Source organism: Roseateles sp. AC306 (genome assembly GCF_979253795.1).
Window position 1 is genome coordinate 533,490 of record NZ_CEEDEB010000002.1, and the last position, 25,971, is coordinate 559,460.

Here is a 25,971-nt window from a genome sequence, read left to right on the forward strand (position 1 = left end):
GAGTTGTCAGAGCGGCGGTGCTCAAGCGTGCATCGCGCCGTGCAGGGCGCCATGCACGCCAGGGTCAACGCCAACCCGCAACAGCTCCGGCATGTCGTCGGTGGTATCGAGTTGGGCATGCCAGGGCTCCATGGCGTCGCACTCCATGGCCCCTGCCAACAGCGAGGCGCCAAAAGAGAGCAGTGCAACGTCGGCGTCGGGGAGCGCTGCACTTGGTGGCTGCGCGGCAGCGGCCTGCCGCAACGGCCCGAAGTCGAAGGCCTCGTGATTGACCGTGGTGGACAAGCCCGCCACCTGGCCATCGACATGGGACGGCCCGGGCGCCTTGCCGTACAGGCCTTCGAGCATGGACAGGTCGGTCATGTCGACCGTGCCGTCGCCGTTCATGTCGGCGTTGGCGTTGGCCGAACCGAACACGCTACCCAGGATGGACAGGTCGACGAGATCGACCGTGCTGTCCTGGTTGAAGTCGGCATCCGCCACGTTGCCGTAGCCGTCGCCGTCGGTATCACGCTGGTCCGGGTTGGCAATCAGGATCGCGTTGTCGTGGAAGTCACCAATGCCGTCGGCATCGCTGTCCTTCATCAACCGCACCTCGGTGCCTGCGGGCTGGCCGGCCGGCTTGAGGGTGGCGACGAACTCGCCGACCAGGCCGGGCGCGAGGTTCAGCCGCACGTCGAAGCGGCCGTTGTTCAGGGGGTCGAGATCCAGCGTGCCCGTCACCGCGTCGTAGCGCAGCCGCGTGAAAGTGGAGCTGGCGATGTCCAGCCTGTCGTCCAGGCCGAAATCGCTGATGGTGTCGCCCTGCATGGCGAAGGCCAGGCCGGCGAAGCGATCTGCACCAGCGCCGCCGGTCAGCAGGTCGGCACCGGTGCCGCCGGTGATCGTGTCGTCGCCGCCCTGCCCGTCCAGCGTGTCGGCAAAGTCACCACCCACGAGGGTGTCGGCCTTGCTGGCGCCGATCTGCTTGAAGCGCTCGACGCCGCTGACGAACAGCCGGTCGACGAGCGCACCGGTGTCGACGTTGGAGCGCTGAAGGTATTGGCCGGCGTAGAACTCGACGCCGCCGATGCGGGCGTCGTCACCGTTGCGATAGTCGATGACGAGCAGGTCGTCACCCGTGCCACCGAGCACGTAGTCCATGCCCACGCCCACGTCGATGATGTCGTCGCCGCCGCCAGCGCCAAGCGACTGGTCGCTGCGGCCGCCGATCAGGAAGCTGTCGTTGCCGGCGCCGGACACGAATTGCCCGAACGACTCGAAGCTGCGGAAGAAGTTGCCGTTGCCAAAGTCGACCGAGTTGCTCTGGCCGCCCACGAAGTTGATGGCGGCCGTCTGGTTGCCGAAGTCGGCCGACAGCGTGTCGAAGCCGGCGCCGCCGTCGAGTTGAAGCCGGCTGGCGGCCGTGGCATAGCTGGTGCCGCTGTTGAAGTAGATGTCGGTGATGACGTCATCGCCGTCACCGCCGTCGAACACGTCCACACCGTAGCCGCCCTGCGGGAACTCGTTGACGACGATGCTGTCGTTGCCGGCGCCGCCGGAGGCCGTGTCGCTGCCGGAGCGGGGTGTCAGCACGTCGTTGCCGGCGCCGCCGAGCATCGTGTCGTCGGCGCCCGAGCCATTGATGCCGTAGCTGCCCTTGAGCACGTCGTCGCCGTCGCCACCGTCCAGCAGGTTGTTGCCGCCCCAGAAGCCGTCGAGCACGTCGTTGCCGCCGCCGCCGATCAACACGTCGTCGCCGTAGGTGCCGGCAATGCTGTCCGCCTTGCTGGTGCCGGTGACCTGCACGCGCTCGACGTTGCGCAGGTAGATGTTGTCCGGCCGGTTGAACAGGTCGGTCGCCAGCGGCCGGAAGTAGGTGCCGCCGTCCGAATTGCCGCCGCCCTGCACGCCCGCCATCTCGGCCGTGTCGCCCACGGAGTAGTCCAGGATGACCGTGTCGACGCCAGCGCCTGCATCGACCGTGTCGACGCCAAGGCCAGGCGTGAGCGTGTCGTCACCGGCACCGAGGTAGAAGCTGTTGTCGGCCCGGCCCTGCTGCGTGATGACGTCGTTGCCAGCGCCGGTGGCGAGGTGGCGCAGCACCTCGAAATTGCGGGCATAGGCGCCGTCGGCGAACTCAAGGTTGGCGGGCGCGGCGCTGTCCCAGACGATGGCGACGGCCTGGTTGGAGAAGTCGACCGACAGCGTGTCGCGCCCCGCCCCGCCGTCGAGCTGGAACAACGCCGTGGCGCCCAGAACGGGCCCGCCGAAGGCAAAGGCGATGTCCTCGATCAGGTCATCGCCGTCGCCGCCTTCGATGACGTCATGGCCATCGGCCGTGCCGTTGTAGCCGAGGTCGAACTGGCCCTGTGCACTGAGGCGGTCGTTGCCGTCGCCGCCCAGCAGCGTGTCGGCGCCGCCGTTGCCGCCCAGCATGTCGTCGCCGCCCAGGCCCACGAGCCGGTCCGCGAACCCGGCCCGCGCCGAGTAAATCAGGTCCGCCTTGCTTGCGCCGGTCACGTCCAGGTGTTCGATGTTGCTGTAGCCATAGTCGTCGTAGCCCTTGGTGCGGGCCAGGTCTAGCCGGCTGAGCCAGGCGCCGTTGGCTCGCACGCCGGCTGCGTCAGCGAGGTCGGACAGCGAGAAGTCGATGCGCAGGGTGTCGTCACCGCCGCCACCGTCGATGCTGTCGGGGCCGCTGGTGACGCCGCTGGTCAGGCCGCCGCCGCGCAGGGGCTGGAAGACGTTGTCGCCGTCGTCGCCGATGAGGGTGTCGCCGCCGTCAGTGCCGATGACGTTCTCGAAGCCGCTGAAGACAATGCCCTCGGCAGCGCGGCCGGCCTGCCCTGTGGCCAGGTTGACGTAGACGCCGAGCGGGTAGAGCTTGCCGTTGTCGGAGCCGATGCCCTGATAGATGACGGTCTTGCGCAGCTGGTCGAACGAGAGGGTGTCGTTCCCATCTCCGCCTGCCAGCACGTCAGCGTCGCCGTCATGGCCGATGACGGTGCCCCAGCCGTCGTACAGGAACTTCACCGTCGTATCGCCGCCGTTGACGAAGTCGTCGCCCTCACCCGCGTCGACGTTGTCGTTGCCCCGGCCGCTGAAGATCACGTCGTTGCCCAATCCGGTCTTGAGCAGGTTGCCGAAGCCGTCATCAGCGGCGCCATCCAGCCGCAGCACGTCGGCCGCGCTGCCGGTGAACAGGTCATGCGCGTTCTCGAAGTCGCGCGCCTCGGTACCGTCTGCGAACACCAGCGACTGGGTATTGCCAGCGATGACGGTGATCTGCGTCGTCTGGTTCGAGAAGTCCGCCGTGATGGTGTCGAAGCCGGCAGCGCCGAAGAGGTGGTCGATGCGCTCGGCGTCCTGCACGGCGCCGCGCAGATTGCCGACCGACAGCAGGTCGTCGCCGTTGCCGCCGTCGACACGGTCGCTGCCGATGCCGGCGTCCAGCGCGTCGTTGCCTTCGCCGCCGCTGACGTCGTCATTGCCGGCACCGCTGGCGGCGGTGTCGTTGTCGGCGCCGCCGTCGATCAGGTCCGCACCGGCGCCTGCCAGCAGCAGGTCGTCGCCGGCATCGCCGTACAGCAGATTGGCGCCCTCGCCCGCTTCGAGCCGGTCGTTGCCGCTGCCGCCGCGCAATTGGTCGTTGCCGGCACCGGCCGTCAGCCGGTCGTTGTCGGCGTCGCCGTTCAACTGGTTGTGGCCGGCCAGGTCGGTGACCACGTCGTCGCCGTTGCCACCGCTGAGCTGGTCGTTGCCCGTGCCGGCGGTGAGGGTGTCGGCGCCGTCGTCGCCGCTGGCCACATTGGCCCCTTCGCCGGCATCGATGAGGTCGTTGCCTGCCCCGCCGCGGAGCGCGTCGTCGCCAGCGTCGCCATGGATGACGTCGTCGTCGCGGCCGCCGAAGACCTGGTCGGCGCCATCGCCGCCTTCGAGCAGGTCGCCACCGGCATCGCCGTAGAGGGCATCGTCGCCCGCCCCGCCGCGCAGCGTGTCCAGGCCGCCGGTGAGCATGGGGTCGGTGGAGTCGAAGTTGACGCTGGCGCGCAGGATGTCGACGCCGTCGCCGCCTTCGAGCAGGTCGGCATCCTTGCCACCTTCCAGCAGGTCGTTGCCGCCCAGGCCGCGCAGCGTGTTTTCACCGTTCAGGCCGCGCAGCCAGTTGGCAGCGGCGCTGCCTTCCAGCACGTCGCCAAAGTCGGAGCCTTGCAGGTTCTCGATGTTGGACAGGACGTCGCCCTGGGCGTCGCCGCCGCTGCCCTGGCCCGTTGCCAGGTTCACGGTGACGGCCGCCGTCGACAGCGTGTAGGTCGCAAAGTCCGACCCCGCGCCACCGTCGAGACGGTCGGCGCCGGTGTCACCGGACAGCAGGTCGTCACCCTCCTTGCCGTCGATGACATCGTCCGCCTCGCCGCCGCCGAAGTTGTTGGACTCCGCGCTGCCGAGCAGGATGTCGGCGCGGCTGGAGCCGACGATCCGCTCGATGGAGACATAGCTGTCGCCCTGGGCATCACCGCCGCCGGACCCAGGCACCGCCAGATTGACCAGCACGCCGATGGCCGCGCTGCGGTAGCTTGCCGTGTCGTAGCCGGCGCCACCGTCGAGTCGGTCGGCACCTGCGCCGCCTTCGAGGGTATCGGCTTCGGCCCCGCCGATGAGCTGGTCGTCACCGTCCTGGCCTTCGAGGAAGTCCTGGTCCGCGCCGCCGTTCATCGTGTCGTCGCCGGCCCCGCCGCGCAGCAGGTCGGTGCCGGCGTCGCCGAAGAGCTGGTCGTTGCCCGCGCCGCCGATGACGCGGTCGGCGCCCTCGGCGCCGCGCAGCGTGGCGGGGGACAGCACGTCCGGCGCCAGCGCCAGCGTGTCGTCGAGCACGCCGCCGTTGGCGGTGATGCGGCCGTTGGCGCCGACGGCGTAGTCCTGCGGGCCGACCTTCTCGCCGGCCGCAGTGACGAGGCCGTTGCCGAGGACCGCGACGGTCTCGCTGCCGGCTGCGCCGGACCGGCGCACCACGGCGAAGTCGTCGGTGGCGTCTTCCAGCGAACCGATCCTGCGGAGCGCGGTGTCCTCGCCCACATGCAGCGCCAGCGAGGCGCCGACGGTGTGGGCCAGCACGGGCCCGTCGGGCGTGCCGTCGGTGTCGCAGCCGGTGGCGTCGAAGCTCAGCAGCACGGCGCTGCCGAGGTCCTTCTCAAAGGTTTCGCTGAACGGGCCGATGCCGACCGTCAGGTAGGCGCTCAGGCCGGCGCTGAGTTCGCCGGAGAGGTCGAACAGGCAGGTGCCGTCCAGCTCGGCCAGATGAATGCGGCCATCGCCGGGTTTCGAATCGCGGTCGTTGAGTTCGGCGCTCAGGTTGCCGTTGATGCCGCCCCCGACGCCGAACTCCGCGAACACGAGATTGGCAGCGGCGAACGCTTCGAGGCTGGCGGTGAGCACGCCTTCGGCGCCTTCCTGGTCGACCACGTAGAAGCCGTTGAAGATGTCCTCGGCATCGCCGCTGGCAGCGAACTGCGCCAGGCCCGAGCTGTCGTAGCCGATGTCGAGGTAGGCATGCGCTTCAAGCTCGGCTGTCAGCCGCACGCCGAAGGGGCCGAAGATGCGATAGAACTCGTCGTAGCCCAGGCCTTCGATGTCCAGCCCGGGGACGTTGTAGGTGAAGAAGTCGACCGGCTTGCCGAGCAGCAGGTTGATGGCGGTCGTCGGGTTCTCCAGGATGGGAAAGGCCAGCCCGCCACCGGGCAGGTCGTTCTTCTCCTGCAGGAAGCCGGCCAGCCCGGCGTCCTGGGCAGATGGCGCAAGCGCGTTGCGTATCGACTGCGGCACGGCATTGGCCAGGTCGAAAGCGCCGGAGCGCGCGTCCTGTCCGTTCAGCCGGAAATCGCCCAGGTCGATGCGCACGTCGCCGCCGTCGGGCACGGAGTTGATGAAATCGATCAGTTCAACGTACAGCTCCAGCCGCGCCTGTGTCTCCGGGTCGGCTGCGCCGCTGAAGCCCGCCACGTCCAGCAGCGTGACGGTCTCGCCGGCCAGGTCGGACAGGAAGCCGATCTCCGCCTGCAGCACATCGACGATGGGCTGCAGCGGCGCGGTCAAGGTCTGCACGGCGTCGAACACCGGGCCGACGAAATCGCTGAAGAAGGACCCGAGGCCGAGCGACACGTTGTTGAAGGACAGCGTGGGGGCATCGCCGAAGTTGGCGTAGCCCTGGGTCGGGTCGAGCCTGGCGCCGCTGAAGTACCAGTTCAGGCGCAGGTCGGCGGCAATGTCAGGCAGCACGGCGGTGCCGAGGTCGCTGACGAGGTTGAGGTTGACGTTGGCCGTGCCGTTGAGCGTGGCGTCCATCACGTCGGCCCCGGCGCCCAGTTCGCCCAGCCGGAGCTTGCCGTCAGCACCCTGCGTGCCCGGGTCCAGCAGGTCCATGAGGAAGGCACCGCTGAATTGCGTCGGTGCGACGCCGTCGCCGTCGGTGGCCGACTCATCCGCGATAAGAAAGCGCAGCGGGCCCAATCTGGTTTCGGTGCCGAGCCCGGACAACGTCGTGCCGAACGTGGCGCTGAGGGACGAATAGTTGTCGGTGTCGAGATAGAACCCGCTGGTGTCCAGCCCGGCAGCCAGGTTGAACATATAGCTCATCGCCGTGTTGGCGGTGCCGCTGACGTCCACATCGATGCCGGGCAGCCCCAGGCCGACGTCCATGGCCGTGTCGAAGCCCTGGTAGACCTTGCTGGCGCTCATGACCAGCTTGAGGTTGGCCGGGTCAGCCAGGTTGAGCGTTGCGCCGGCGCGGATGCCGGCGCTGTCGAAGCCGGCGTTCAGCGCCTGCACCACCTGTGCTTGCGTGTAGGTGCCGCCGCCCTTGAGCGCACCCAGGCCATGGCCGTCGCCCGTCAGCGCGTTCTGCAGCGTCGCGACGAAGTGCAGGGCCGGCGTGCCTGCGGCAGCCGCGTCGGCGAGGTGGGTCCCGAGCAGCGGCAAGGTGTCGGCAAACACCTCGGTGAGCACCTGGCCTTCGATCCTGGCCAGGCTTTGGCCGAGGCCTGCTAGCAACTGGTCGATCTGCGCCTGGGTGATCACGGGTTCGGCGTCCGCCTGCAGTTCGATGACAGGCGGCTGAATGAGCGAGAACGAGAACGCAAAGGCTGGTGCCCGGCTGCCTTGGCCGGCAGCGACATCGGCATGAACTTCATCCACCGGGGCGTTCACCGCGACCGCCTGCGACTCGGCGATGGAGGCGGGAAGCGGCTGTGCGTCGACGGTCAGGACAAAGCGATCAGTTTCCTGCGACACCGTTGCGGGAGACTGGTGATCTGCCCCATGCGGCAGTTCAAGCCTGGTGTGGTCGGGTCGTTGCGATGGGGTCATGTCCTTGGAGACGCTTGCCAGAGTGCGCTGTCAGCGCGGCCCTGGCCGTCATCTCTCCCGTTGATTGCACAACCCTCAGTACGTGCAGGCGTCGCCAGCACGGACATGCCGTCCTAGGGGGGCCAAGTCACCGCCACGACGAGGCGTTCAGCCCGACAGCGCGCATCTCGCTGGCGCCACGCCGAGGAGGCGCAATGAGCATGATCGCCAGCGCACCGAGCAAGGCACCCGCGGGTACATCGAGCACATGGTGCTGGTAGGTGGTCAGCACCGAGACCCCGATGAGTGCGAACCAGCCATGCAGGCCCACGGCCCACCACCCTTGCAGGCTGGGCGCAAAGCGGGCCCACAGCAGCACCAGCACGCCGATGTGCAGCGAGGGCGCCCGGTTGTAGGGCATATCGCAGTGGCCCAGCAGGTCGAAGAGGAGGCCGATCAGCCCATCGGTGGGAGGCCTCTCGAACGTGAAGCGCAGCGGAAAGGCGGCGTAGCAGAGCACCGAGACAAGCAGCACAAGGAAGAGCCGCAGCACGTGGCGGCGCAGGCGCTCGGGGTTGGGGTCGATGAAGAAGGACAGCACGAAGAACGCGCAGATCGACAGATAGGGGACGACGCTCCACCCGACGAAGGGGATGGCGCGCTCCCAGTCGAACACGCCTTCGCCGACATCGGCGCGCAGGCTGGTCAGGTGATTGGCCAGCGCGTACAGGGCGGCGTAGGCCATCGACGTGACCACCATGCACGGCAAGGCCCGCCAGCGCGCTGGTCGCATGGCCGGGAACAGGCCGTCGCGAGGCCGGAAGCTGGATTCGGTCATCAGGGTCTCCGCGACGGGCGCACAGACCCGTCTGCCCTGGACTACGCAGGCATGCCTGCGAAATGGACACCGCCGGTAATCGTTACGTTAGGGCACGAAGCCGGGCTGCGGTGTGTCCGATTCGATGGCGGCATTGCGTACCGACTGGCATGGGCAACACCGCCAGCACGTTGCCATCCAGCCGGAGACCTTGATGCACGAGTTCAACCACGAGTGGCTGATCGCCGCGTTCTCGCTGTCAAACAGCGTTCGGGCCGTCTTCTACCTGCCCCAGGTCATCGCTGTCGCCCGCAGCGTCGACGGCGCCCGCGACATCGCCCTGTCCACCTGGTGGATGTGGGCCGTCAACAATGCCCTGGGCGCTGCCTATGCAGGCGTCGTCATGGACCACACGGCCTTGTCCATCTCGTTCCTGCTCTCCGCCCTGGCCTGCCTGGTGACCATCGCGCTGGCGCTGCGCGCGCGGCGCCGGATGCGCCGAGCGGCAAACACTGACCCGACCTTCCCCGCCGGACCGCTGCTGCCCAACAAACATTGCTGACGCCATGCAGGAGCGGTGTGCGCCTTTGTCCGGAATGGAGGCTTGGCTGCGTAAGGGTCTGGGCAAGCTGCCTTCCGCCGCTTCATCGTCACCCACAAAAGGTCAGCCATGTCCCGATCTGCCGCTCTTGCCGTTTCCGTTGCCTCAGTGGCTCTCTCGCTCAGCGGCACGGCCGATGCCCTGGATTTCAACTTCAGCTACGCGCCCGGCACCAGCGCTCAGGCGCAAGCGGCGTTCGAGGCGGCGGGAGCGCGCTGGTCGGCCCTCATCACCACCGACATGACCTTGGACCTGACGTTGAGCGCAGGCTTCGCGTTGGGCGGCGGCACGCTGGGCGAGACGCGGCCGCTGTACGTCGGCATGTTCTACAGCGATTTCCGCAGCCGCTTGTCCACACACAGCACCAGCGCGGCCGACGCCAGCGCGTTGGCGAGCCTGACGACCGGCGCCGCCTTCAGCCGGCTCGTCAACCGCAGCTCCGACAACCCGCACGGCGTGGGCTCCGCCACCCCGTATGTCGACGTCAGTTCCGTGGGCGTGCGCCTGTCAGCCGCGAATGCCCGGGCGCTGGGCCTGGCATTTGGCGACAGCAATTCACCCGGCTGCGCGACGAACTGCGATGCGTTGATCCGCATCACCAACAACGTCGCCTTCGACTACGACCCCAGCGACGGCATCGGCAGTGGACAGTACGACTTCGTGGGCGTGGCCACGCACGAGATTGGTCACGCACTCGGCTTCTTCAGCGGCGTCGATGTGCTCGACGGCCTGCGCGCGCCGATGCCGGCAGGCAGCTACAACTACGTCAACTCGCTGGACTTGTTCCGCTACTCGGCGCAAAGCGCCGCAGCCGGCGTCATCGACTTCACCGCCGACAACCGGTCCAAGTATTTCTCCATCGACGGCGGCGTCACGCTCGGCCCGGAGTTCGCCCGCGGCCGCCAGTTCGGCGATGGCCAATCGGCCAGCCACTGGCGCGACGGTGATGCAACCGGCTTGCTGCAACCGGTGGTGATCCCCGGCGTGGCGGCGTCCACCATCACGGCTGCCGACCTGCTGGCGATGGACGTCATCGGCTGGCGCGTGACGGCGGTGCCGGAACCGTCGGGCCTGGCGCTGTTCTCGCTCGGGTTCGCTGCGTTGGCCGGCGCAGCCTGGCGCCGCCGCCCTTCTGCATGACTGCTGCCGCAGTCCCCACGCGTTGGTTCGCGCAGGACGCGTTCATTGGATCTACAAGCCCAGATCCAGAAAACGCAAGGCCAGCCACGCCAGAGTGATGCCGAAGGCAAAGCCCGTGCCGCCCCAGAGCAGGCCCGACAGCAGCCGATTGGTGCTGCGCAGTTCGCGCACCAGCGCACGCACGTCGACGTCGCCACCGCGCTGGGACTGGTTCTTCAGCGCATCGTGCAGCAGACGCGGCAGCGCGGGGATGAGCTGGGCGAAGCGCGGCGCCTCCTTCTGCAGCTGCTTGGTCAGCGCCGGCCAGCCGACCTGCTCGTTCATCCAGCGCTCCAGGAAGGGCTTGGCCGTGGCCCAGAGGTCCAGCTCCGGGTCCAGCTGGCGGCCCAGGCCCTCGATGTTCAACAGGGTCTTCTGCAGCAGCACGAGCTGGGGCTGGATCTCGACGTTGAAGCGGCGCGAGGTCTGAAACAGGCGCATCAGCACCTGGCCGAGCGAGATGTCCTTCAGCGGCCGGTCGAAATGAGGCTCACAAACCGCCCGGACCGCGCTCTCGAGCGCGTCGACACGGGTCTCGGGCGGCACCCAGCCGGAGGCGATGTGCAGCTCGGCAACGCGCTTGTAGTCGCGCTGGAAGAAGGCGATGAAGTTTTGTGCCAGGTAGTCCTTGTCCACCTCGGTCAGCGTGCCGATGATGCCGAAGTCCAGCGCCACGTAGCGGCCGAAGGTCTCGGGCGCCAGGCTGACCTGGATGTTGCCCGGGTGCATGTCGGCGTGGAAAAAGCCGTCGCGGAACACCTGGGTGAAGAAGATGGTGACGCCGTCGCGGGCCAGTTTCTTGATGTCGATGCCGGCCTCTTCGAGCACGGCGCGCTGCGAGATGGGCACGCCCTTCATGCGTTCCATGACGATGACTTCCGGCTTGCAGAAGTCCCAGTGCATCTCGGGCACCATCACCAGGTCCAGGCCGGCCATGTTGCGGCGCAGTTGCGCGGCGTTGGCCGCCTCGCGGACGAGATCCAGCTCGTCATGCAGGTACATGTCGAACTCGGCGACGACCTCCCGCGGCTTCAGGCGCCGGCCGTCGACCGAGAAGCGATCGACCCACACGGCGAGCCGGCGCATCAGCGACAGGTCGTCGTCGATGATGTCCAGCATGCCCGGTCGCAAGACCTTGACGGCGACCTCGCGGCCGTCCTTGAGCGTCGCGAAATGCACCTGCGCAATGCTGGCGCTGGCCACGGGCTCGGCGTCAAAGCTGCCAAACAAGGCCTCCAACGGCTGCCCGAAGGCGCGTTCGACCAGTTCGCGCGACTGGGCGGCGGGGAAAGGCGGCACGCGATCCTGCAGCTTGGCCAGCTCCTGCGCGACGTCGATGGGCAGCAGGTCGCGCCGCGTCGACAGCACCTGGCCGAACTTCACAAAGATGGGGCCCAGGCGCTCCAAAGCGAGGCGCAGACGCACGCCACGCGGCTCCTGCCAGCGGCGCCCCAGCCGGGTGACCCGCCTCAGAACCTGGAAACGCCGCCGGCGCAAGCCCGAAAGGGCCAGGTCATCGAGGCCGAAACGCCAGACAGTCCACAGGATGACGAGCAGCCGCGAGACAAACCTCATGCGCCGTTACCGGACATCTTGGGCGCAAAGCGCTCGGCCATGCCCGACAGCGTGCGCCGCAGGGTGCGACCGAACTGGGCCAGCTGACGGGCCGGCAAGGGGCCGACGATGCTGGCCAGGTCGTCCTCGATGTCCCAGCGCAGGTTGTCCATCAGCCAGTGCATTTCGCCGGCAAAGGCGGCATCACCCTGCACGCTGACCCCTGGCGCCCCGCCGGTGAGTGCGCCCAAGGCAAGCTTCGCCGGATTGGAAGCGTCGATCTCGATGCGCAGTCCGCCAGCGCCCGGCGGGGGTGCATCCAGCCGCTCAAACAGGCCCGCAGGTGTGACGCCAAGTATCAAATCGGGTGCGGCAGGCAGCATTGCCGGCCAGCGCGCCAGATGGACGACCAGCCCACGCCCGGCGAGCGGCTGCAGGCGCCTGGCGGCGATGGGTTCGCGCGACACGACATGGTTGATGAGCAGCACCAGGCGGTCTTGCAGGGCTGGCATCAACAGCGGCGACAGGGGGGGCAAAGGCCAGGGGGCAGACATGCGCAAGATTGTAGGCAGCGGACCCTGAACAGGGGACGGGCCCGCAACGGTTGTCAAAATTGTTGATGGAGAATCCCGGATCGCTTTTTGCAAGCTACTGCCTTACCTGGGCCACTGACTGTCACGATGTTCGAGGATCGAAGCTACAAAAGGACGTTCTACAGCGCACCGCAGTCGGTCGAGTCGCTGATTGCCGCCTTTCTTGAGCCCGGCATCATCGTGCTGACCTTCCTGCTCGTGAACGGTCATTTCGAAGAGCCGGTCATGCGGCCGACGCTGACGCTGTGCCTGCTGGTGTTCGCGCTGACCTTCCCCGGCCGCAACCGTTTCAACGATCACCCGGCCAGCGCGCTGGTCGACGTTGTCTCGTCCTGGCTGGTGCTGTTGGGCATCCTGCTGCTGTGCGGCTATGCCACCAGCAGCCTGCACTACTTCGAGAACGAGGTGCTGATCTGGTGGGCCGCCATCACGCCGGTCGCCCAGATCGTCGCCATCGAGATTGGCCGTCGCGTGCAGCGCTGGCGGGCGCGCGACCCCAGCGCGCGGCGCACGGCCGTGGTGGTGGGCGCGGGCGCCCTGGGCAACAAGGTCACGCGGGCGCTTCGTGACAACCAGGGCGTGATTTGCCTGGGTTATTTCGACGACCGCAACCGCGAGCGCCTGCACCCCGATGCCGGCGCCGAGTTGCTGGGGCCGCTGTCCAAGCTGAGCGAGTTCGTGCGTGAAAAGGGCGTGCGCGAGGTCTACATCACGCTGCCGCTGGGCTCGCAGCCACGCATCGTCGAGCTGCTGGAACAGGTGCAGGGCACGACCGCCTCTCTGTTCTTCGTCCCCGACGTCTTCGGCATCAGCATCATCCAGGGCCGGCTGCAGGACATTTCGGGCGTGCCGGTCGTCGGCATCTGCGAGACGCCCTTCACCGGCACCAACCAGCTGATCAAGCGTGTCAGCGATGTCGTACTGGCCTCCCTCATCCTCATCCTGATCTCGCCCATCCTGCTGGCGCTCGCAATCGGCGTGAAGATGAGTTCGCCCGGCCCCGTCATCTTCAAGCAGCGCCGCAACGGCCTGGATGGCGAAGAGATCATCGTCTACAAGTTCCGCTCGATGCGCACCCAGGACAACGGTGCCGTCGTCAAGCAGGCGACCAAGGGCGACTCCCGCATCACGCCCTTCGGCGCCTTCATCCGCCGCACCTCGCTGGACGAGCTGCCTCAATTCATCAACGTCCTGCAGGGCCGCATGAGCATCGTCGGGCCTCGGCCGCATGCGGTCGCCCACAACGAGGAATACCGCCAGCTCATCAAGGCCTACATGGTGCGCCACAAGGTCAAGCCGGGCATCACCGGCTGGGCCCAGGTCAACGGCCTGCGCGGCGAGACCGACACCATCGACAAGATGATCGCGCGCGTCGAATACGATCTTGAATACCTGCGCAACTGGTCGCTGGCCCTCGATCTGCAGATCATCCTGCGCACGGTGCGGCTGGTGGTGTTCGACCGTCATGCCTACTAAGACCCATCAAATGCCCAGCCGCATCCGGCTTGCCGCTCTCGCCACCGTTGCCGCACTGACGCACTCGGCCCAGGCCCAGACGGATGACACGACACCGTTCTACGCTGGCGGTTCGCTGGGCGTCTCGCATGTGTCCAACGTCTATCGGGAGTCCAGCGCACCCAATAGCGACACGGTGACCAGCGCCGGCCTGCTGGCGGGTATCGACCAACGCCTCGGGCGCCAGCATCTGACGCTGGACGGCTCGCTGCAGAACAATCGCTACTCGACCAACAAGGAGCTGAACTACCGCTCGCACAGCCTGCGCGCCGCTCTGAACTGGGAGACCGTTGGCAACCTGTCCGGCGTATTGAGCGCGAAGTCGGACAAGTCACTCGCCGACTTCAATATCGGCAACGGCGTCGACCCGACCGTCATCCGGCGACAAAAGAACATCGAAAGCACGGACGAGTACCAGGCGCTGGCCCGTCTCGGTGTTGCCACTCGCTACACGCTCGAAGGCGGGTGGACACGCCGCAGCAGAAGCTTCACCGCAGACGCCTACGACCGCTTCGTCTATGAGCAGAACACCGGCTCGCTCGGCATCTACGCGACACCGGCGGGCAACGTGCGCCTCGGCCTCGTCGGTCGGCGCACCAAGGGCCTCAACCCACGTTATCCGAACGGCAAGCTTGACCTTGGTTCGCCTGTACCGAGGGAAGCAAGGGAGCGCAACGACTACACCCGCGACGACATCGATTTCACGGCGCGCTGGACACTCGGCGGCCACAGCACGCTGAACACCCGCATCAGTCGCAGCAAGACCGAGAACAGCCTCGAGCTGCTGCGCGACTTCAGCGGCACGACCGGCGCCGTCGGTTGGAACTGGCAGCCAACTGCAAAGCTGCAGTTCAATGCTCAGTACTCCCGCGACACCGGCCAGGAAAGCGTCGTCCGAACCGGTGATCTGAACCGTGTCTACACAACCTGGCAGTTTGGCAGCAGCTATTCGCTGACGGGCAAGCTCAGCCTCAGCGCGAAAGCCATCTCCAACAACTCGCGGCGTAACAGCGAGTCCGGCGCGAACGTGACCGACGCTCTCGACGACACCAAGAGCTACAACCTCGGTCTGCGCTGGGCCTTCTCGCGCAGCTTCAGCCTGAACTGCCAGTACGACCACGTCAGCCGCGACAACAGCGTGCCGCAGTACGTCTACAGCGCCAGCAGCTACGGCTGCACCGGCCAAGCCATCCTCTACTGATGACAACCGTCCTGCTCACCGGCGCGGCCGGCTACATCGCTTCGCACACCTGGCTCGCGCTGCAGCGGGCCGGCTACCGCGTCGTCGGCGTGGACAACTTCGTCAACAGCTCGCCGCGCGTGCTGGAACGCCTGGCCGAACTGGCCTCGGCGCCCGTCGAGTTCGAGCGCGCCGACGTCTGCGACGCGGCGCAGATGGACGAGATCTTCGACCGTTACCGGCCGGCTGCCGTCGTGCACTTCGCCGCCTACAAGGCGGTGGGCGAATCGGTCAGCCAGCCGTTGGCCTACTACCGCAACAACCTCGGCGGCCTCGTCAACACCTGCGAGGTCATGCAGCGCCACGGTTGCACACGCATCGTCTTCAGCTCCAGCGCCACCGTCTACGGGGCACCGGAGACCCTGCCGCTGCGCGAGGACGCCCCGACCTCGGCCACCAACCCCTACGGCGCCACCAAGCTGATGGGTGAGCAGATCCTGCGCGACCTGGGGCTGGCCGACCCCGACTGGCAGACCGCCTGCCTGCGTTACTTCAACCCGGTCGGCGCCCACGAGAGCGGCCGCATCGGCGAAGACCCTCGCGGCACGCCCAACAACCTGATGCCCTACGTCGCCCAGGTGGCTGTGGGTCGGCGCGACAAGCTGTCGGTCTTCGGCGGCGACTACGCCACATCGGACGGCACCGGCGTGCGCGACTACATCCATGTGACCGACCTGGCCGAAGGCCATGTCGCCGCGCTGCGCCGCCTGCTGGCCCAGCCCGGCTCGCTGACCGTCAACCTCGGCACCGGCCAGGGGTACAGCGTGCTCGACCTGGTGCGCGCCTATGAGGCCGCCAGCGGCCGCAGCGTGCCCTACGAGATCGTCGCGCGCCGCGCCGGCGACGTCGCTGCCTGCTGGGCCGACCCCACGATGGCCCGCGAGTTGCTTGGCTGGGAGGCCAAGCTGGACCTCGCCCGCATGTGTGAAGACAGCTGGCGCTGGCAGCACACCAATCCCCAAGGTTTCGACTGAACTGAAAAGCACCATGGCTTCCAAGACCTCCGTTCTGCCGGTCATCATGGCTGGCGGCTCCGGCACCCGGCTGTGGCCGCTGTCCCGCGCCGGCTACCCCAAACAGTTCCTCGTGCTGTCTGGCAACGAGAGCCTGTTCCAGCTCGCCGCGCGCCGCCTGGCCGCCCTAGCCTCCCCGGAATTCGAACTGGCCGCGCCCTGCATCGTCGGCAACGAGGAGCATCGTTTTCTGGTGCTGGACCAGTTGCGCGAGACCCAGCAGGAACCCAGCAGCGTGCTGCTCGAACCCCTGGGCCGCAACACTGCACCGGCATTGACGCTGGCCGCACTGGCCGCGCTGGAAGACGGCAACGATCCGGTGCTCGTCGTCACGCCGGCCGACCAGACCGTCACCAACGGTGCCGCCTTCACCGCCGCGCTGCAAGGTGCTGTCCGCATCGCCGCCGAAGGTGGCATCACCATCCTGGGCATCACGCCCGACCGGCCCGAGACCGGCTACGGCTATGTCCGCACCTTGGGCAATGCGGGTGGCCTGGCCGTGGCGCAATTCGTCGAGAAGCCCGACCTCGAGACCGCCCAGCGCTACCTCGCCGAGGGCGACTACTACTGGAACAGCGGCATGTTCGTGCTGCGCGCCAGCGTCTGGGTCAAGGCGTTGGAGCGCTTCCGCCCCGACATCCTTGCGGCCACGCGGGCCGCCTGGGCCGTGCGCAAGACCGACGCCAAGTTCGTGCGCCCCGGCAAGGCCGAGTTCGCCCTGGTGCCGAGCGAGTCCGTGGACTACGCCGTCATGGAGCGCTGCCCCGGCACCGACATCCCGCTGCGCATGGTTGCGCTGGACGCCGGCTGGAACGACCTCGGTGCCTGGGAAGCCGTCTGGCAGGTGGCAGAGAAGGACGAGAACGGCAATGCATTCGTCGGCGACGCACTGATCGCCGATAGCCAGAACACGCTGGTGCACGCCACCAGCCGCCTCGTCGGCGTTGTCGGCCTGAAGGACATCATCGTCGTCGAGACGCCCGACGCAGTGCTGGTCAGCGACCGCTCGCGCAGCCAGGAGGTCAAGCAGATCGTCAACCGCCTCGGGGCGGAGCAACGTGGCGAGCAGGCACTGCACCGCAAGGTGCACCGCCCCTGGGGCTGGTACGACAGCATCGACAACGGCCCGCGCCACCAGGTCAAGCGCATCATGGTCAAGCCGGGTGCGTCCCTGAGCCTGCAGATGCACCACCACCGCGCCGAGCACTGGATCGTCGTTTGTGGCACGGCCGAGATCGTCAACGGCGATAAGACCATTCTGCTGACCGAGAACCAGTCCACCTACATCCCCCTCGGCCAGACCCACCGCCTGGCCAACCCCGGCAAGGTGCCCCTGGAGATCATCGAAGTCCAGTCCGGCTCCTATCTGGGCGAGGACGACATCGTCCGTTTTGAAGACACCTACGGCAGGACCTGAACCATGACGATTCTTGTGACCGGCGGCGCCGGCTTCATCGGCAGCAATTTCGTGCTCGACTGGCTGCGCCAGTCCGACGAGCCCGTCGTCAACCTCGACGTGCTGACCTACGCCGGCAACCCCGAAAACCTCAGCAGCCTGGACGGCGACGCGCGCCACATCTTCGTCAAGGGCGACATCTGCGACCGCGCCCTCGTCGACAGCCTGCTGGCCACGCACCAGCCGCGCGCCGTCGTGCATTTCGCGGCCGAGAGTCACGTCGACCGCTCCATCAGCGGCCCCGGCGCCTTTATGAAGACCAATGTCGATGGCACCTTCACGCTGCTCGAAGCCGCACGTGCCTACTGGGGCGGGCTGGAGGCCGATGCCAAGGCTGGTTTTCGCTTCCACCACGTCTCGACCGACGAGGTTTATGGCTCGCTGAAGGCCGACGATCCGCCCTTCGCCGAGACCAATCCCTACGAGCCCAACAGCCCCTACTCGGCCAGCAAGGCCGCCAGCGACCACCTCGTGCGTTCCTGGCACCACACCTACGGCCTGCCGGTCGTCACGACCAACTGCTCGAACAACTACGGGCCCTATCACTTCCCCGAGAAGCTGATCCCGCTGATGATCGTCAACGCGCTTGCGGGCAAGCCACTGCCGGTCTACGGCGACGGCCAGCAGATCCGCGACTGGCTCTATGTCACAGATCACTGCAGCGGCATTCGCGCCGTGCTGGCCGGTGGCAAGCTGGGCGAGACCTACAACATCGGCGGCTGGAACGAGCAGGCCAACATCGACATCGTCAAGATCGTCTGCAAGCTGCTTGACGAGCTCAAGCCCTCGGCCGATGGCCCCTACGAGCGCCTCATCACCTACGTGAAGGACCGCCCCGGCCACGACCGCCGCTACGCCATCGACGCGCGCAAGATCGAGCGCGAGCTCGGCTGGCGGCCGGCCGAGACCTTCGAGACCGGCATCCGCAAGACGGTGCAGTGGTACCTCGACCATCCCGAGTGGGTCGCCCGCGTGCAGAGTGGCGCCTACAAGGACTGGGTCTCCAAGCAGTACAGCGCATGAATATGACCGAGCGCCGGGCCGCCCCAAGCCGGTCATGCGTCCCCCTGGGGGACCGGCCGATGTACTCGTCGGACGAGGGGCTGACATGAAAATTCTCCTCCTCGGCAAGGGCGGCCAGGTCGGCTGGGAACTGCAACGCTCGCTGGCCGTGGCCGGTGAGGTCACGGCGCTGGACTTCGACAGCGGCGGCGACTTCACACAGCCCGACCAGTTGCTGGCCCGCGTGCAGGCGCTGGCGCCTCAGGTCATCGTCAATTCGGCAGCCCACACCGCCGTCGACAAGGCCGAAAGCGAACCCGACCTCGCCCGCCAGATCAACGCCACCACACCGGCACTGCTCGCCATCGAGGCCAAGCGCCTGGGCGCGCTGCTGGTGCACTACTCGACCGACTACGTCTTCGACGGCAGCGGCAGCCATGCCCGCGACGAAGAAGCGCCCATCGCGCCGCTGAGCGTCTACGGTGCCACCAAGGCCGAAGGCGAGGACGCCATCCGCGCCAGCGGCTGCCAGCACCTGATCCTGCGCACCAGCTGGGTCTACGCGGCCCGCGGCGGCAATTTCGCCAAGACCATGCTCCGCCTGGCCGCAGAGCGCGAGCAGCTCAAGGTCATCGCCGACCAGATCGGCGCGCCCACCGGCGCCGAACTGCTGGCCGACCTCACGGCCCACATGCTGCGTGCCACCCGCGCCAACCCGGCCCTGAGCGGCACCTACCACGCGGTCGCCGGCGGCGAGACGAACTGGCACGACTACGCCCGCTTCGTCATCGAGTTCGCACGCAAGCAGGGCAAGGCCATCAAGGTCGCACCGGAGCAGATCCTGCCGATCCCGACCAGCGACTACCCGACACCCGCCCAGCGCCCGTTGAACTCGCGCCTGTCCACGGCCAAGCTGCAACAGCGCTTCGGCCTGCAACTGCCTGGCTGGCAGCAGGGCGTCGAGCGCATGCTGACCGAAATCCTGTAAACGAAACCGAGGTCTCCGATGACAAACCGCAAAGGCATCATCCTCGCCGGCGGGTCCGGCTCGCGCCTGCACCCCGCCACGCTGGCCGTCAGCAAGCAACTGCTGCCCGTCTACGACAAGCCCATGGTCTATTACCCGCTGAGCACGCTGATGCTGGCGGGCATCCGCGACGTGCTCATCATCAGCACGCCACAGGACACGCCGCGCTTTGAGTCGCTGCTGGGCGACGGCTCGCGCTGGGGCATCAAGATCAGCTACTGCGTGCAGCCCAGCCCGGACGGCCTGGCCCAGGCCTTCATCCTCGGCCGCGACTTCGTCGACGGCCACCCCAGCGCCCTGGTGCTCGGCGACAACATCTTCTACGGCCACGACTTCGCCGGTCTGCTCGACAGCGCAACCCGGCGCGACAGCGGCGCCAGCGTTTTTGCGTATCACGTGCACGACCCCGAGCGCTATGGCGTCGTCGACTTCGACGCCAACAAACGGGCACTGTCCATCGAAGAAAAGCCCAAGACGCCCAAGAGCAACTACGCCGTCACCGGCCTGTACTTCTACGACGAGCAGGTCTGTGACATCGCCGCCAACATCAAGCCCAGCCCGCGCGGCGAGCTGGAGATCACCGACGTCAACGCCGAGTACCTGAAGCGCGGCCAGCTCAACGTCGAGATCATGGGTCGCGGCTATGCCTGGCTGGACACGGGCACGCACGACAGCCTGATGGAAGCCGGCCAGTTCATCGCCACGCTGGAAAAGCGCCAGGGCCTCAAGGTCGCCTGCCCGGAAGAAATCGCCTTCCGCGCGGGTTGGATTGACGCCGCCCAGCTCGAAGCCCTGGCCAAACCACTCGCCAAGAATGGCTACGGCCAATACCTGCTCAAGCTGCTGACCGACACCCGCGTTTTCTGACATGAACGTCATCCCCACCGCCCTGCCGGAAGTCCTGCTCATCGAGCCCAAGGTCTTCGGCGACGCCCGCGGCTTCTTCATGGAAAGCTGGACCGAGGCACGCTTCAATGCCGCGCTCGGCTACGACGTGCATTTCGTGCAGGACAACCACTCGCGCTCCTCGCGCGGCGTGCTGCGCGGCCTGCACTACCAGCTCGACCCGCACGCCCAGGGCAAGCTGGTGCGCTGCACGGCCGGCGCCGTCTTCGATGTCGCCGTGGACATGCGGCGTTCCAGTCCCAATTTCGGCCGCTGGGTCGGCAATGAGCTGACGGCCGAGAACCACCGCCAGATGTGGATCCCGCCGGGCTTTGCCCATGGCTTCGTCGTGCTCAGCGAGACGGCCGACTTCCTCTACAAAACCAGCGGCCGCTACGCCCCCGAATGTGAGGGCGCCGTGCGCTGGAACGACCCAGCGATCGGCATCGAATGGCCCCTCGACGGCATCACGCCGCAGCTATCCGCCAAGGACGTGGCGGCGCCGCTCCTGGCGGACGCCAAGACCTTCGACTGATCCAGGTGAGCTGAACGTCGGCGCCGGAGCCCCGCATTCGGGCCGAGCGCCGGGCCGCTCCCAAGCCGGCCCGTCAGGCGATGTGCGAGCGGCTCAACGCCGCGAGCATCGCCTTCCCCTCGGGGGACCGCCCAGTTGCGCCCCGCGTTTCGCGCGGCGCAACTGGGCGAGGGGCTCACATTCAAGCGCGCGCATCGCCCCAGCGCAGCGGCGTCACTTCATCGCCCACATAGCTGGTGTGGCCGCTGCGGTCCACACAGTACTGTGGCGAGATGATCATCTCGCGCACGGTCATGCCTTCACCGATGCGCGTGTGCTCGATGAGCACCGAGCGCTCGACGGTTGCGCCGCTGCGCACATGCGACCCATGACCTATCCAGGTCGGGCCGATGATCTTGGCACCGTGCTCGACGCGCACGTTGGAGCCGATGTAGACCGGCCCCTCGATCTGCACGTTGTCCCAGTCCACTGAGGTATTCAAACCCACCCAGACCTGCGGCTTGACTTCGCGCCCCGGCATGTCCATCTGGGCCACGCCACCCGCCATCACCTGCTGGGTCACGGCCCAGTAGTCCGTCACGCGACCGATATCGATCCAGTTGAACGAACGGTTCTGCGCGAAGAACGGCAGGCCCTTCTCTACCAGCAGCGGGAACAGCTGGCTGCCGATGTCGAACTCAACGCCCGACGGGATCAGGTCGAGCACGGCCGGCTCGAAGATGTAGATGCCCGTTGAAGCCAGCAGGCTCTTGGCGTCCTCAGGCTTGGGCTTCTCCTGGAAGGACGTCACCCGCCCTTCGGCATCCGCCACCACGATGCCGTAGTTCTTCGTCTGCTCCCGCGGCACCTCGAACGTCACCACGCTGGCGATGGCGCCCTTGGCCTTGTGTTCGGCCAAGGCGGCGGCGATGTCCAGGTCGATCACCGCATCGCCGCACAGCACGATGAAGGTTTCGTCGAAGAAACCGCCAAAGTCCTGGATCTTGCGCATGCCGCCGGCCGAGCCCACCGGCTTGCACACGACCTCGCCCTGCTCGCGCACGCCCTCGTAGGAATAGCCCAGTTCGACGCCCCACCGATGGCCGGATCCGAAATAGTTCTCGATCTTCCAGTGCATGAAGGCCACGTTGACCATGATCTGCTTGACGTCATAGCGCGCCAAGTGCTCGACCAGGTACTCCATCACCGGCTTGCCCAGGATGGGCACCATCGGCTTGGGCGTGTGCTTGGTCAACGGTCGCACGCGCGTACCCTGCCCTGCGGCCAGGATCATTGCTTTTGCCACTTCTACATCCCTCGTCTGTTCAACATCTTCAGCTCAGCAAGCGTCGTGCCTGCTCTGTCGCTCTCAGGTGGTAGCACCCCGACCAATGCCGCGGTACTCGATACCCAGCGTCTTCATCAGCTTGGGGTCGTAGAGGTTGCGGCCGTCGAACACGACCGGCGCCTTCAGAGAGGCCTTGATGGCGTCGAAGTCCGGCGTGCGGAACTCCTTCCACTCGGTCACGATCAGCAGCGCATCGGCGCCAGGCAGCGCTGCCTCGGCGCGGTCCACCAGCGTCACGTCGTCGCGGGGGCCGAGCACACGGGCCGTCTCGGGCATGGAGACCGGGTCGTAGGCAGCCACCGTCGCGCCGCGCCGGGTCAGTTCGTCGATGACGACCAGGGACGGCGCCTCGCGCATGTCGTCGGTGTTGGGCTTGAAAGCCAGGCCCCAGACCGCGAAACGGCGGCCCTTGAGGTCGTCGCCGAAGCGATCGATCACCTTGTCCACCAGCACGCGCTTCTGGCGCTCGTTGGCCTCTTCCACGGCCGTCAGCACCCGCAGCGGGATGCCACTGTCGGAAGCGGCCTTCACCAGGGCCTTCACGTCCTTGGGGAAGCAGGAGCCACCGTAGCCGGCACCGGCGTACAGGAACTGATAACCGATGCGCGGGTCGGAGCCGATGCCACGACGCACCAGCTCGATGTCGGCGCCCACCTTCTCAGCCAGCAGGGCCAGCTCGTTCATGAAGCTGATGCGCGTGGCCAGCATCGCGTTGGCTGCGTACTTCGTGAACTCGGCGCTGCGAACATCCATGACCAGGATGCGGTCCTGGGTGCGGTTGAACGGCGCGTACAGCGCGCGCATCAGCAGCGTGGCCTGCTCATCGTCGGAGCCGACGATGATGCGGTCCGGCTTCGAGAAGTCCTCGACCGCCGCGCCTTCCTTCAGAAACTCAGGATTGGAAACGACGGCAAAGGCCATGTCGCCCAGACCGCGCTTGACCAGCTCTTCCTTGACCGCCGCACGCACCTTGTCGGCCGTGCCGACGGGCACCGTGCTCTTGTCGACGATGACCTTGTAGTCGGTCATGCGCTGGCCAATGGAACGGGCAGCGGCGACGACATATTGCAGATCGGCCGAGCCGTCTTCGTCTGGCGGCGTGCCCACGCCGATGAAGAGCAGCGTGCCGTGGTTCACCGCCATGTCGACGTCGGTCGTGAACTGCAGGCGGCCGGCTTCGACATTGCGGCGTACCACCTCCAGCAGGCCAGGCTCGTGAATGGGAATCTGGCCGTCGTTGAGGATGCGGATCTTCTCGGGGTTCACGTCCAGGCAGACGACATGGTTGCCCATCTCGGCCAGGCAGGCGCCGGTGACCAGGCCCACATAGCCGGTGCCGATGGCGGTGACTTTCATTCGTTGTCCTAACAAAAGATTGGGCCGTTTGTAACGCAAGCGCGTGACGGCAAACAGAGCGGCTGGCTCAGGCCTTGTAGTACTCGCGGTACCAAGCCACGAAGCGCTGGATACCTTCCGGTACCGGCATCGCCGGCCGGAACCCTGTCCAGGCTGCCAGCTCTTCCACATCCGCGTGCGTGGCCGGCACATCGCCGTCCTGCATAGGCATGAAGTTCTTCACGGCCTCACGGCCCACCGACTGCTCGATCGCCTGGATGAAGCTCATCAACTGGATGGGCGCGTGGTTGCCGATGTTGAAGAGGCGGTAAGGAGCGCTGGAACGCGCCGGGTCTGCCTGATCGGGGTCGTAGCCATCGTCCGACGTGGCGGTGCGGTCCAGCACGCGCACCACGCCTTCGGCGATGTCATCGATGTAGGTGAAGTCGCGAATCATCTTGCCGTGGTTGAACACGTTGATGGGCTGCCCTTCAATGATGGCCTTGGTGAACAGGAACAGCGCCATGTCCGGCCGGCCCCACGGCCCGTAGACCGTGAAGAATCGCAGCCCCGTCGTCGGCAACCCAAAAAGGTGCGAGTAGGTGTGCGCCATCAACTCGTTGGCCTTCTTCGTCGCGGCGTAGAGGCTGATCGGGTGGTCCACCCCGTGATGCTCCGAGAACGGCATCAACGTGTTGCCACCATAGACACTGGAGCTGGACGCGTAGGCCAGATGCTGCACACCACTGTGGCGGCAGCCTTCCAGAATGTTGGTGAAGCCGACGATGTTGCTGTCGATGTAGGCGTGCGGGTTCTCGATGGAATAGCGGACGCCGGCCTGGGCGGCCAGATGCACCACGCGGTCGAAGCGCTCCTCGGCAAACAGCTTGGCCACGCCTTCGCGGTCGGCCACGTCCATCTTCACGAAGCTGAAGCCTGGCTTGCCCGTCAGGCGGGCCAGTCGGTCATGCTTGAGCTGCGGGCTGTAGTAGTCATTCAAGTTGTCCAGGCCAACCACCTGGTCGCCGCGCGCCAGCAGGATCTGGCTGACATGCATGCCGATGAAGCCGGCCGCGCCGGTGACGAGAACTTTCACGATGGGTTCCTAAGCTTGGCGGGTGAACTTTGCACGCCCGCCATTCTCCAACAGTCCTCACATGCTTCCCGCTGCGCACCGCTGGTTTGACCTCTGCACCGGCCTTCTCGGCGGCACTACGCTCCACAACCCGTTTTTTTATGCCGGTGTCGCGTGGTCCGCATCACGGATGCTACTTTCACTTGCATCCCGCAACCCCCTGAATACGGGGGTCACCCACCGACAATCCAGGCCACACGCAGGCAGTAGGCCAATGCGTGGTTGTCGCCCCCACTCGGCCGCTCCAGACATGCACCTTCTGACCCGCTTCTCACGCCCGCTTTCGTCAGCGATCGCGCTTCTTTTCATTGCCGCCTCGTTGACCGCTTGCGGCGGCGGCGAAGGTGCAGGCGGGTCATCTCAAAGCAGAGCAACAGCAGCGGCAATTGCGCCTGGTACGACGAGCGTGGCCACACTGGCGGCCACCGCGACCGAAGAGCCGACGCGCAGGGTGATCCAGTCAGTCGCTGGCACCGGCGAGAGTGCGACACCCATGCTGACGCTGCGCGCCTATGCCAACGTGGCAGCAGACGTTGGTGCGATGGTGCAGGTGCGTGTGGACGGTGTTGTCACCGACACCGTGGAGGTGCGCGCCACCCAGCCCACCGACTACCGCCTGGCCGTGCCCACGCTCAAGCCCGGCAGCAAAGTTGACGTGGTCTACACCAACGACGCCGCCGTCAACGGCGTGGACCGCAACCTCTACGTGCAGCAGATCAGCACCGCCGACACCGCCGTGCTGCCCACCGCCCCCATCGTCAGCTTCGACATGGGCAACGGCAACGCCGCCTTCGACGGTCAGAACGTCATCGCCGGCACCACCTCCGTCTACGCCAACGGCGCGCTGCGCGTCACTTGGCCCGCACCCAACCTCAGCGACCGCCTCACCGTGCGCGCCAGCGCCAGCAGCGCTGGCGGCACCGGCGCGCTGATGATCGTCCGCCTGGACGGCATCGTCGTCGGCACCGCCGAGGTGTCGTCCACCGAGCCCACTGACCATGTCTTCGCCGTGCCGCCCCTGGCCGTCGACAGCCGCGTCGATGTCGCCTTTGCCAACGCCGGCGTCGTCAATGGCCAGGCCCGCACCCTGCGCGTGCACTACTTGATGTCCGGCACCACCGTGCTGCAACCCAGCGCTGGCAGCATGTTCCTGGACGCTGGCACCGGCCTGGCTGCCTACGACAACGTCGGCTTCCAGGCGACCACGCAGAACCTGCTCACCGCCAACGGCGCGCTGCGCGGCCGGTGGCCTGCGGTCAACATGACCGACTCGCTGACCCTGCGCGCCACTGCCCGCCTGGCCGCCAACGTCGGCCCCATCGCGCAGGTGCGGGTCGACGGCGTCGTCATCGGCACTGTGGAGCTGCGCTCCACCACCCCGGCCGACATCACCCTGCCCACGCTGCCCATGAAGCCCGGCCAGCGCGTCGAGGT

The 25,971-nt window shown here is 67.0% G+C and carries 18 protein-coding genes; 11 read left to right on the forward strand and 7 right to left on the reverse strand.

Going from position 1 to position 25,971, the window contains the following annotated elements; genetic code table 11:
• Positions 1-21 precede the first annotated feature (21 nt).
• Together AC0IZJ_RS07220 and AC0IZJ_RS07225 are read right to left on the reverse strand one after the other, a co-directional pair.
• A complete protein-coding gene (locus AC0IZJ_RS07220) occupies positions 22-7,269 on the reverse strand; it encodes a dockerin type I domain-containing protein (protein WP_471848119.1) in 7,248 nt (2,415 codons plus the stop codon).
• A 202-nt stretch (positions 7,270-7,471) separates the two neighbouring features.
• Entirely contained in the window at positions 7,472-8,161 is a 690-nt protein-coding gene (locus tag AC0IZJ_RS07225; protein ID WP_471848121.1) for a phosphatase PAP2 family protein, read from the reverse strand.
• Positions 8,162-8,354: 193 nt separating this feature from the next.
• Between AC0IZJ_RS07225 and AC0IZJ_RS07230 the strand changes: the two genes are divergently transcribed.
• Entirely contained in the window at positions 8,355-8,702 is a 348-nt protein-coding gene (locus AC0IZJ_RS07230) for a hypothetical protein (RefSeq protein WP_471848123.1), read from the forward strand.
• Positions 8,703-8,810: 108 nt separating this feature from the next.
• Positions 8,811-9,881, forward strand: a complete 1,071-nt coding sequence (locus AC0IZJ_RS07235; protein ID WP_471848125.1) for an NF038122 family metalloprotease — start codon at positions 8,811-8,813, stop codon at positions 9,879-9,881.
• Positions 9,882-9,932: 51 nt separating this feature from the next.
• Here AC0IZJ_RS07235 and ubiB read toward each other — a convergent pair whose 3' ends face one another.
• Together ubiB and AC0IZJ_RS07245 are read right to left on the reverse strand one after the other, a co-directional pair.
• A complete protein-coding gene (gene ubiB / locus AC0IZJ_RS07240; RefSeq protein ID WP_471848127.1) occupies positions 9,933-11,495 on the reverse strand; it encodes a ubiquinone biosynthesis regulatory protein kinase UbiB in 1,563 nt (520 codons plus the stop codon).
• Positions 11,492-11,986 carry a hypothetical protein gene (locus AC0IZJ_RS07245; RefSeq protein WP_471848129.1) on the reverse strand — a complete coding sequence of 165 codons (495 nt, stop codon included), beginning with the start codon at positions 11,984-11,986 and terminating at the stop codon, positions 11,492-11,494. Before AC0IZJ_RS07245 ends, ubiB begins: the two co-directional genes overlap by 4 nt.
• Positions 11,987-12,154: 168 nt before the next feature.
• Between AC0IZJ_RS07245 and AC0IZJ_RS07250 the strand changes: the two genes are divergently transcribed.
• From AC0IZJ_RS07250 to rfbC, 8 genes are all read left to right on the forward strand, one after another.
• A complete protein-coding gene (locus AC0IZJ_RS07250) occupies positions 12,155-13,543 on the forward strand; it encodes an undecaprenyl-phosphate glucose phosphotransferase (protein WP_471848131.1) in 1,389 nt (462 codons plus the stop codon).
• 10 nt (positions 13,544-13,553) lie between these two features.
• Positions 13,554-14,783 (forward strand): hypothetical protein, encoded by a 1,230-nt coding sequence (locus AC0IZJ_RS07255; protein WP_471848133.1) that lies wholly within the window; start codon positions 13,554-13,556, stop codon positions 14,781-14,783.
• Positions 14,780-15,796, forward strand: a complete 1,017-nt coding sequence (galE, locus tag AC0IZJ_RS07260) for a UDP-glucose 4-epimerase GalE (RefSeq protein WP_471848477.1) — start codon at positions 14,780-14,782, stop codon at positions 15,794-15,796. Before AC0IZJ_RS07255 ends, galE begins: the two co-directional genes overlap by 4 nt.
• A 13-nt stretch (positions 15,797-15,809) precedes the next feature.
• The gene (locus AC0IZJ_RS07265) at positions 15,810-17,252 is read left to right on the forward strand and encodes a mannose-1-phosphate guanylyltransferase/mannose-6-phosphate isomerase (RefSeq protein ID WP_471848135.1); all 1,443 of its coding nucleotides are present in this window, start codon (positions 15,810-15,812) and stop codon (positions 17,250-17,252) included.
• Positions 17,253-17,255: 3 nt separating this feature from the next.
• Positions 17,256-18,314: a dTDP-glucose 4,6-dehydratase gene (rfbB, locus tag AC0IZJ_RS07270; RefSeq protein ID WP_471848137.1), complete on the forward strand. Its 1,059-nt coding sequence runs from the start codon at positions 17,256-17,258 to the stop codon at positions 18,312-18,314.
• An 85-nt stretch (positions 18,315-18,399) separates the two neighbouring features.
• Entirely contained in the window at positions 18,400-19,281 is an 882-nt protein-coding gene (gene rfbD, locus AC0IZJ_RS07275) for a dTDP-4-dehydrorhamnose reductase (RefSeq protein ID WP_471848139.1), read from the forward strand.
• Positions 19,282-19,299: 18 nt separating this feature from the next.
• Entirely contained in the window at positions 19,300-20,187 is an 888-nt protein-coding gene (rfbA, locus tag AC0IZJ_RS07280) for a glucose-1-phosphate thymidylyltransferase RfbA (protein ID WP_471848141.1), read from the forward strand.
• Position 20,188: 1 nt separating this feature from the next.
• Positions 20,189-20,740, forward strand: a complete 552-nt coding sequence (gene rfbC / locus AC0IZJ_RS07285; RefSeq protein WP_471848143.1) for a dTDP-4-dehydrorhamnose 3,5-epimerase — start codon at positions 20,189-20,191, stop codon at positions 20,738-20,740.
• Positions 20,741-20,921: 181 nt separating this feature from the next.
• On the opposite strand, the gene AC0IZJ_RS07290 is transcribed toward rfbC, so the two are convergent.
• The 3 genes from AC0IZJ_RS07290 to AC0IZJ_RS07300 form a co-directional block, all read right to left on the reverse strand.
• On the reverse strand, positions 20,922-22,013 hold the full coding sequence (locus AC0IZJ_RS07290; RefSeq protein ID WP_471848479.1) for a sugar phosphate nucleotidyltransferase: 1,092 nt from the start codon (positions 22,011-22,013) through the stop codon (positions 20,922-20,924).
• Between the two features lie 75 nt (positions 22,014-22,088).
• Entirely contained in the window at positions 22,089-23,423 is a 1,335-nt protein-coding gene (locus AC0IZJ_RS07295; protein ID WP_471848145.1) for a UDP-glucose dehydrogenase family protein, read from the reverse strand.
• A 67-nt stretch (positions 23,424-23,490) separates the two neighbouring features.
• The gene (locus AC0IZJ_RS07300; RefSeq protein WP_471848481.1) at positions 23,491-24,501 is read right to left on the reverse strand and encodes an NAD-dependent epimerase; all 1,011 of its coding nucleotides are present in this window, start codon (positions 24,499-24,501) and stop codon (positions 23,491-23,493) included.
• Between the two features lie 487 nt (positions 24,502-24,988).
• Between AC0IZJ_RS07300 and AC0IZJ_RS07305 the strand changes: the two genes are divergently transcribed.
• Positions 24,989-25,971, forward strand: a 983-nt coding sequence (locus tag AC0IZJ_RS07305; RefSeq protein WP_471848147.1) for a carbohydrate-binding domain-containing protein, incomplete at its 3' end; no start/stop codon positions are given.

Excerpts from the sequence above, each read along its gene's own strand:
- AC0IZJ_RS07225 (WP_471848121.1), bottom strand. The coding sequence starts at position 8,161 with ATGACCGAATCCAGCTTCCGGCCTCGCGACGGCCTGTTCCCGGCCATG.
- AC0IZJ_RS07230 (WP_471848123.1), top strand. The coding sequence starts at position 8,355 with ATGCACGAGTTCAACCACGAGTGGCTGATCGCCGCGTTCTCGCTGTCA.
- AC0IZJ_RS07235 (WP_471848125.1), top strand. The coding sequence starts at position 8,811 with ATGTCCCGATCTGCCGCTCTTGCCGTTTCCGTTGCCTCAGTGGCTCTC.
- ubiB (WP_471848127.1), bottom strand. The coding sequence starts at position 11,495 with ATGAGGTTTGTCTCGCGGCTGCTCGTCATCCTGTGGACTGTCTGGCGT.
- AC0IZJ_RS07245 (WP_471848129.1), bottom strand. The coding sequence starts at position 11,986 with ATGCCAGCCCTGCAAGACCGCCTGGTGCTGCTCATCAACCATGTCGTG.
- AC0IZJ_RS07250 (WP_471848131.1), top strand. The coding sequence starts at position 12,155 with ATGTTCGAGGATCGAAGCTACAAAAGGACGTTCTACAGCGCACCGCAG.
- AC0IZJ_RS07255 (WP_471848133.1), top strand. The coding sequence starts at position 13,554 with ATGCCCAGCCGCATCCGGCTTGCCGCTCTCGCCACCGTTGCCGCACTG.
- AC0IZJ_RS07265 (WP_471848135.1), top strand. The coding sequence starts at position 15,810 with ATGGCTTCCAAGACCTCCGTTCTGCCGGTCATCATGGCTGGCGGCTCC.
- rfbB (WP_471848137.1), top strand. The coding sequence starts at position 17,256 with ATGACGATTCTTGTGACCGGCGGCGCCGGCTTCATCGGCAGCAATTTC.
- rfbD (WP_471848139.1), top strand. The coding sequence starts at position 18,400 with ATGAAAATTCTCCTCCTCGGCAAGGGCGGCCAGGTCGGCTGGGAACTG.
- rfbA (WP_471848141.1), top strand. The coding sequence starts at position 19,300 with ATGACAAACCGCAAAGGCATCATCCTCGCCGGCGGGTCCGGCTCGCGC.
- rfbC (WP_471848143.1), top strand. The coding sequence starts at position 20,189 with ATGAACGTCATCCCCACCGCCCTGCCGGAAGTCCTGCTCATCGAGCCC.
- AC0IZJ_RS07290 (WP_471848479.1), bottom strand. The coding sequence starts at position 22,013 with ATGATCCTGGCCGCAGGGCAGGGTACGCGCGTGCGACCGTTGACCAAG.
- AC0IZJ_RS07295 (WP_471848145.1), bottom strand. The coding sequence starts at position 23,423 with ATGAAAGTCACCGCCATCGGCACCGGCTATGTGGGCCTGGTCACCGGC.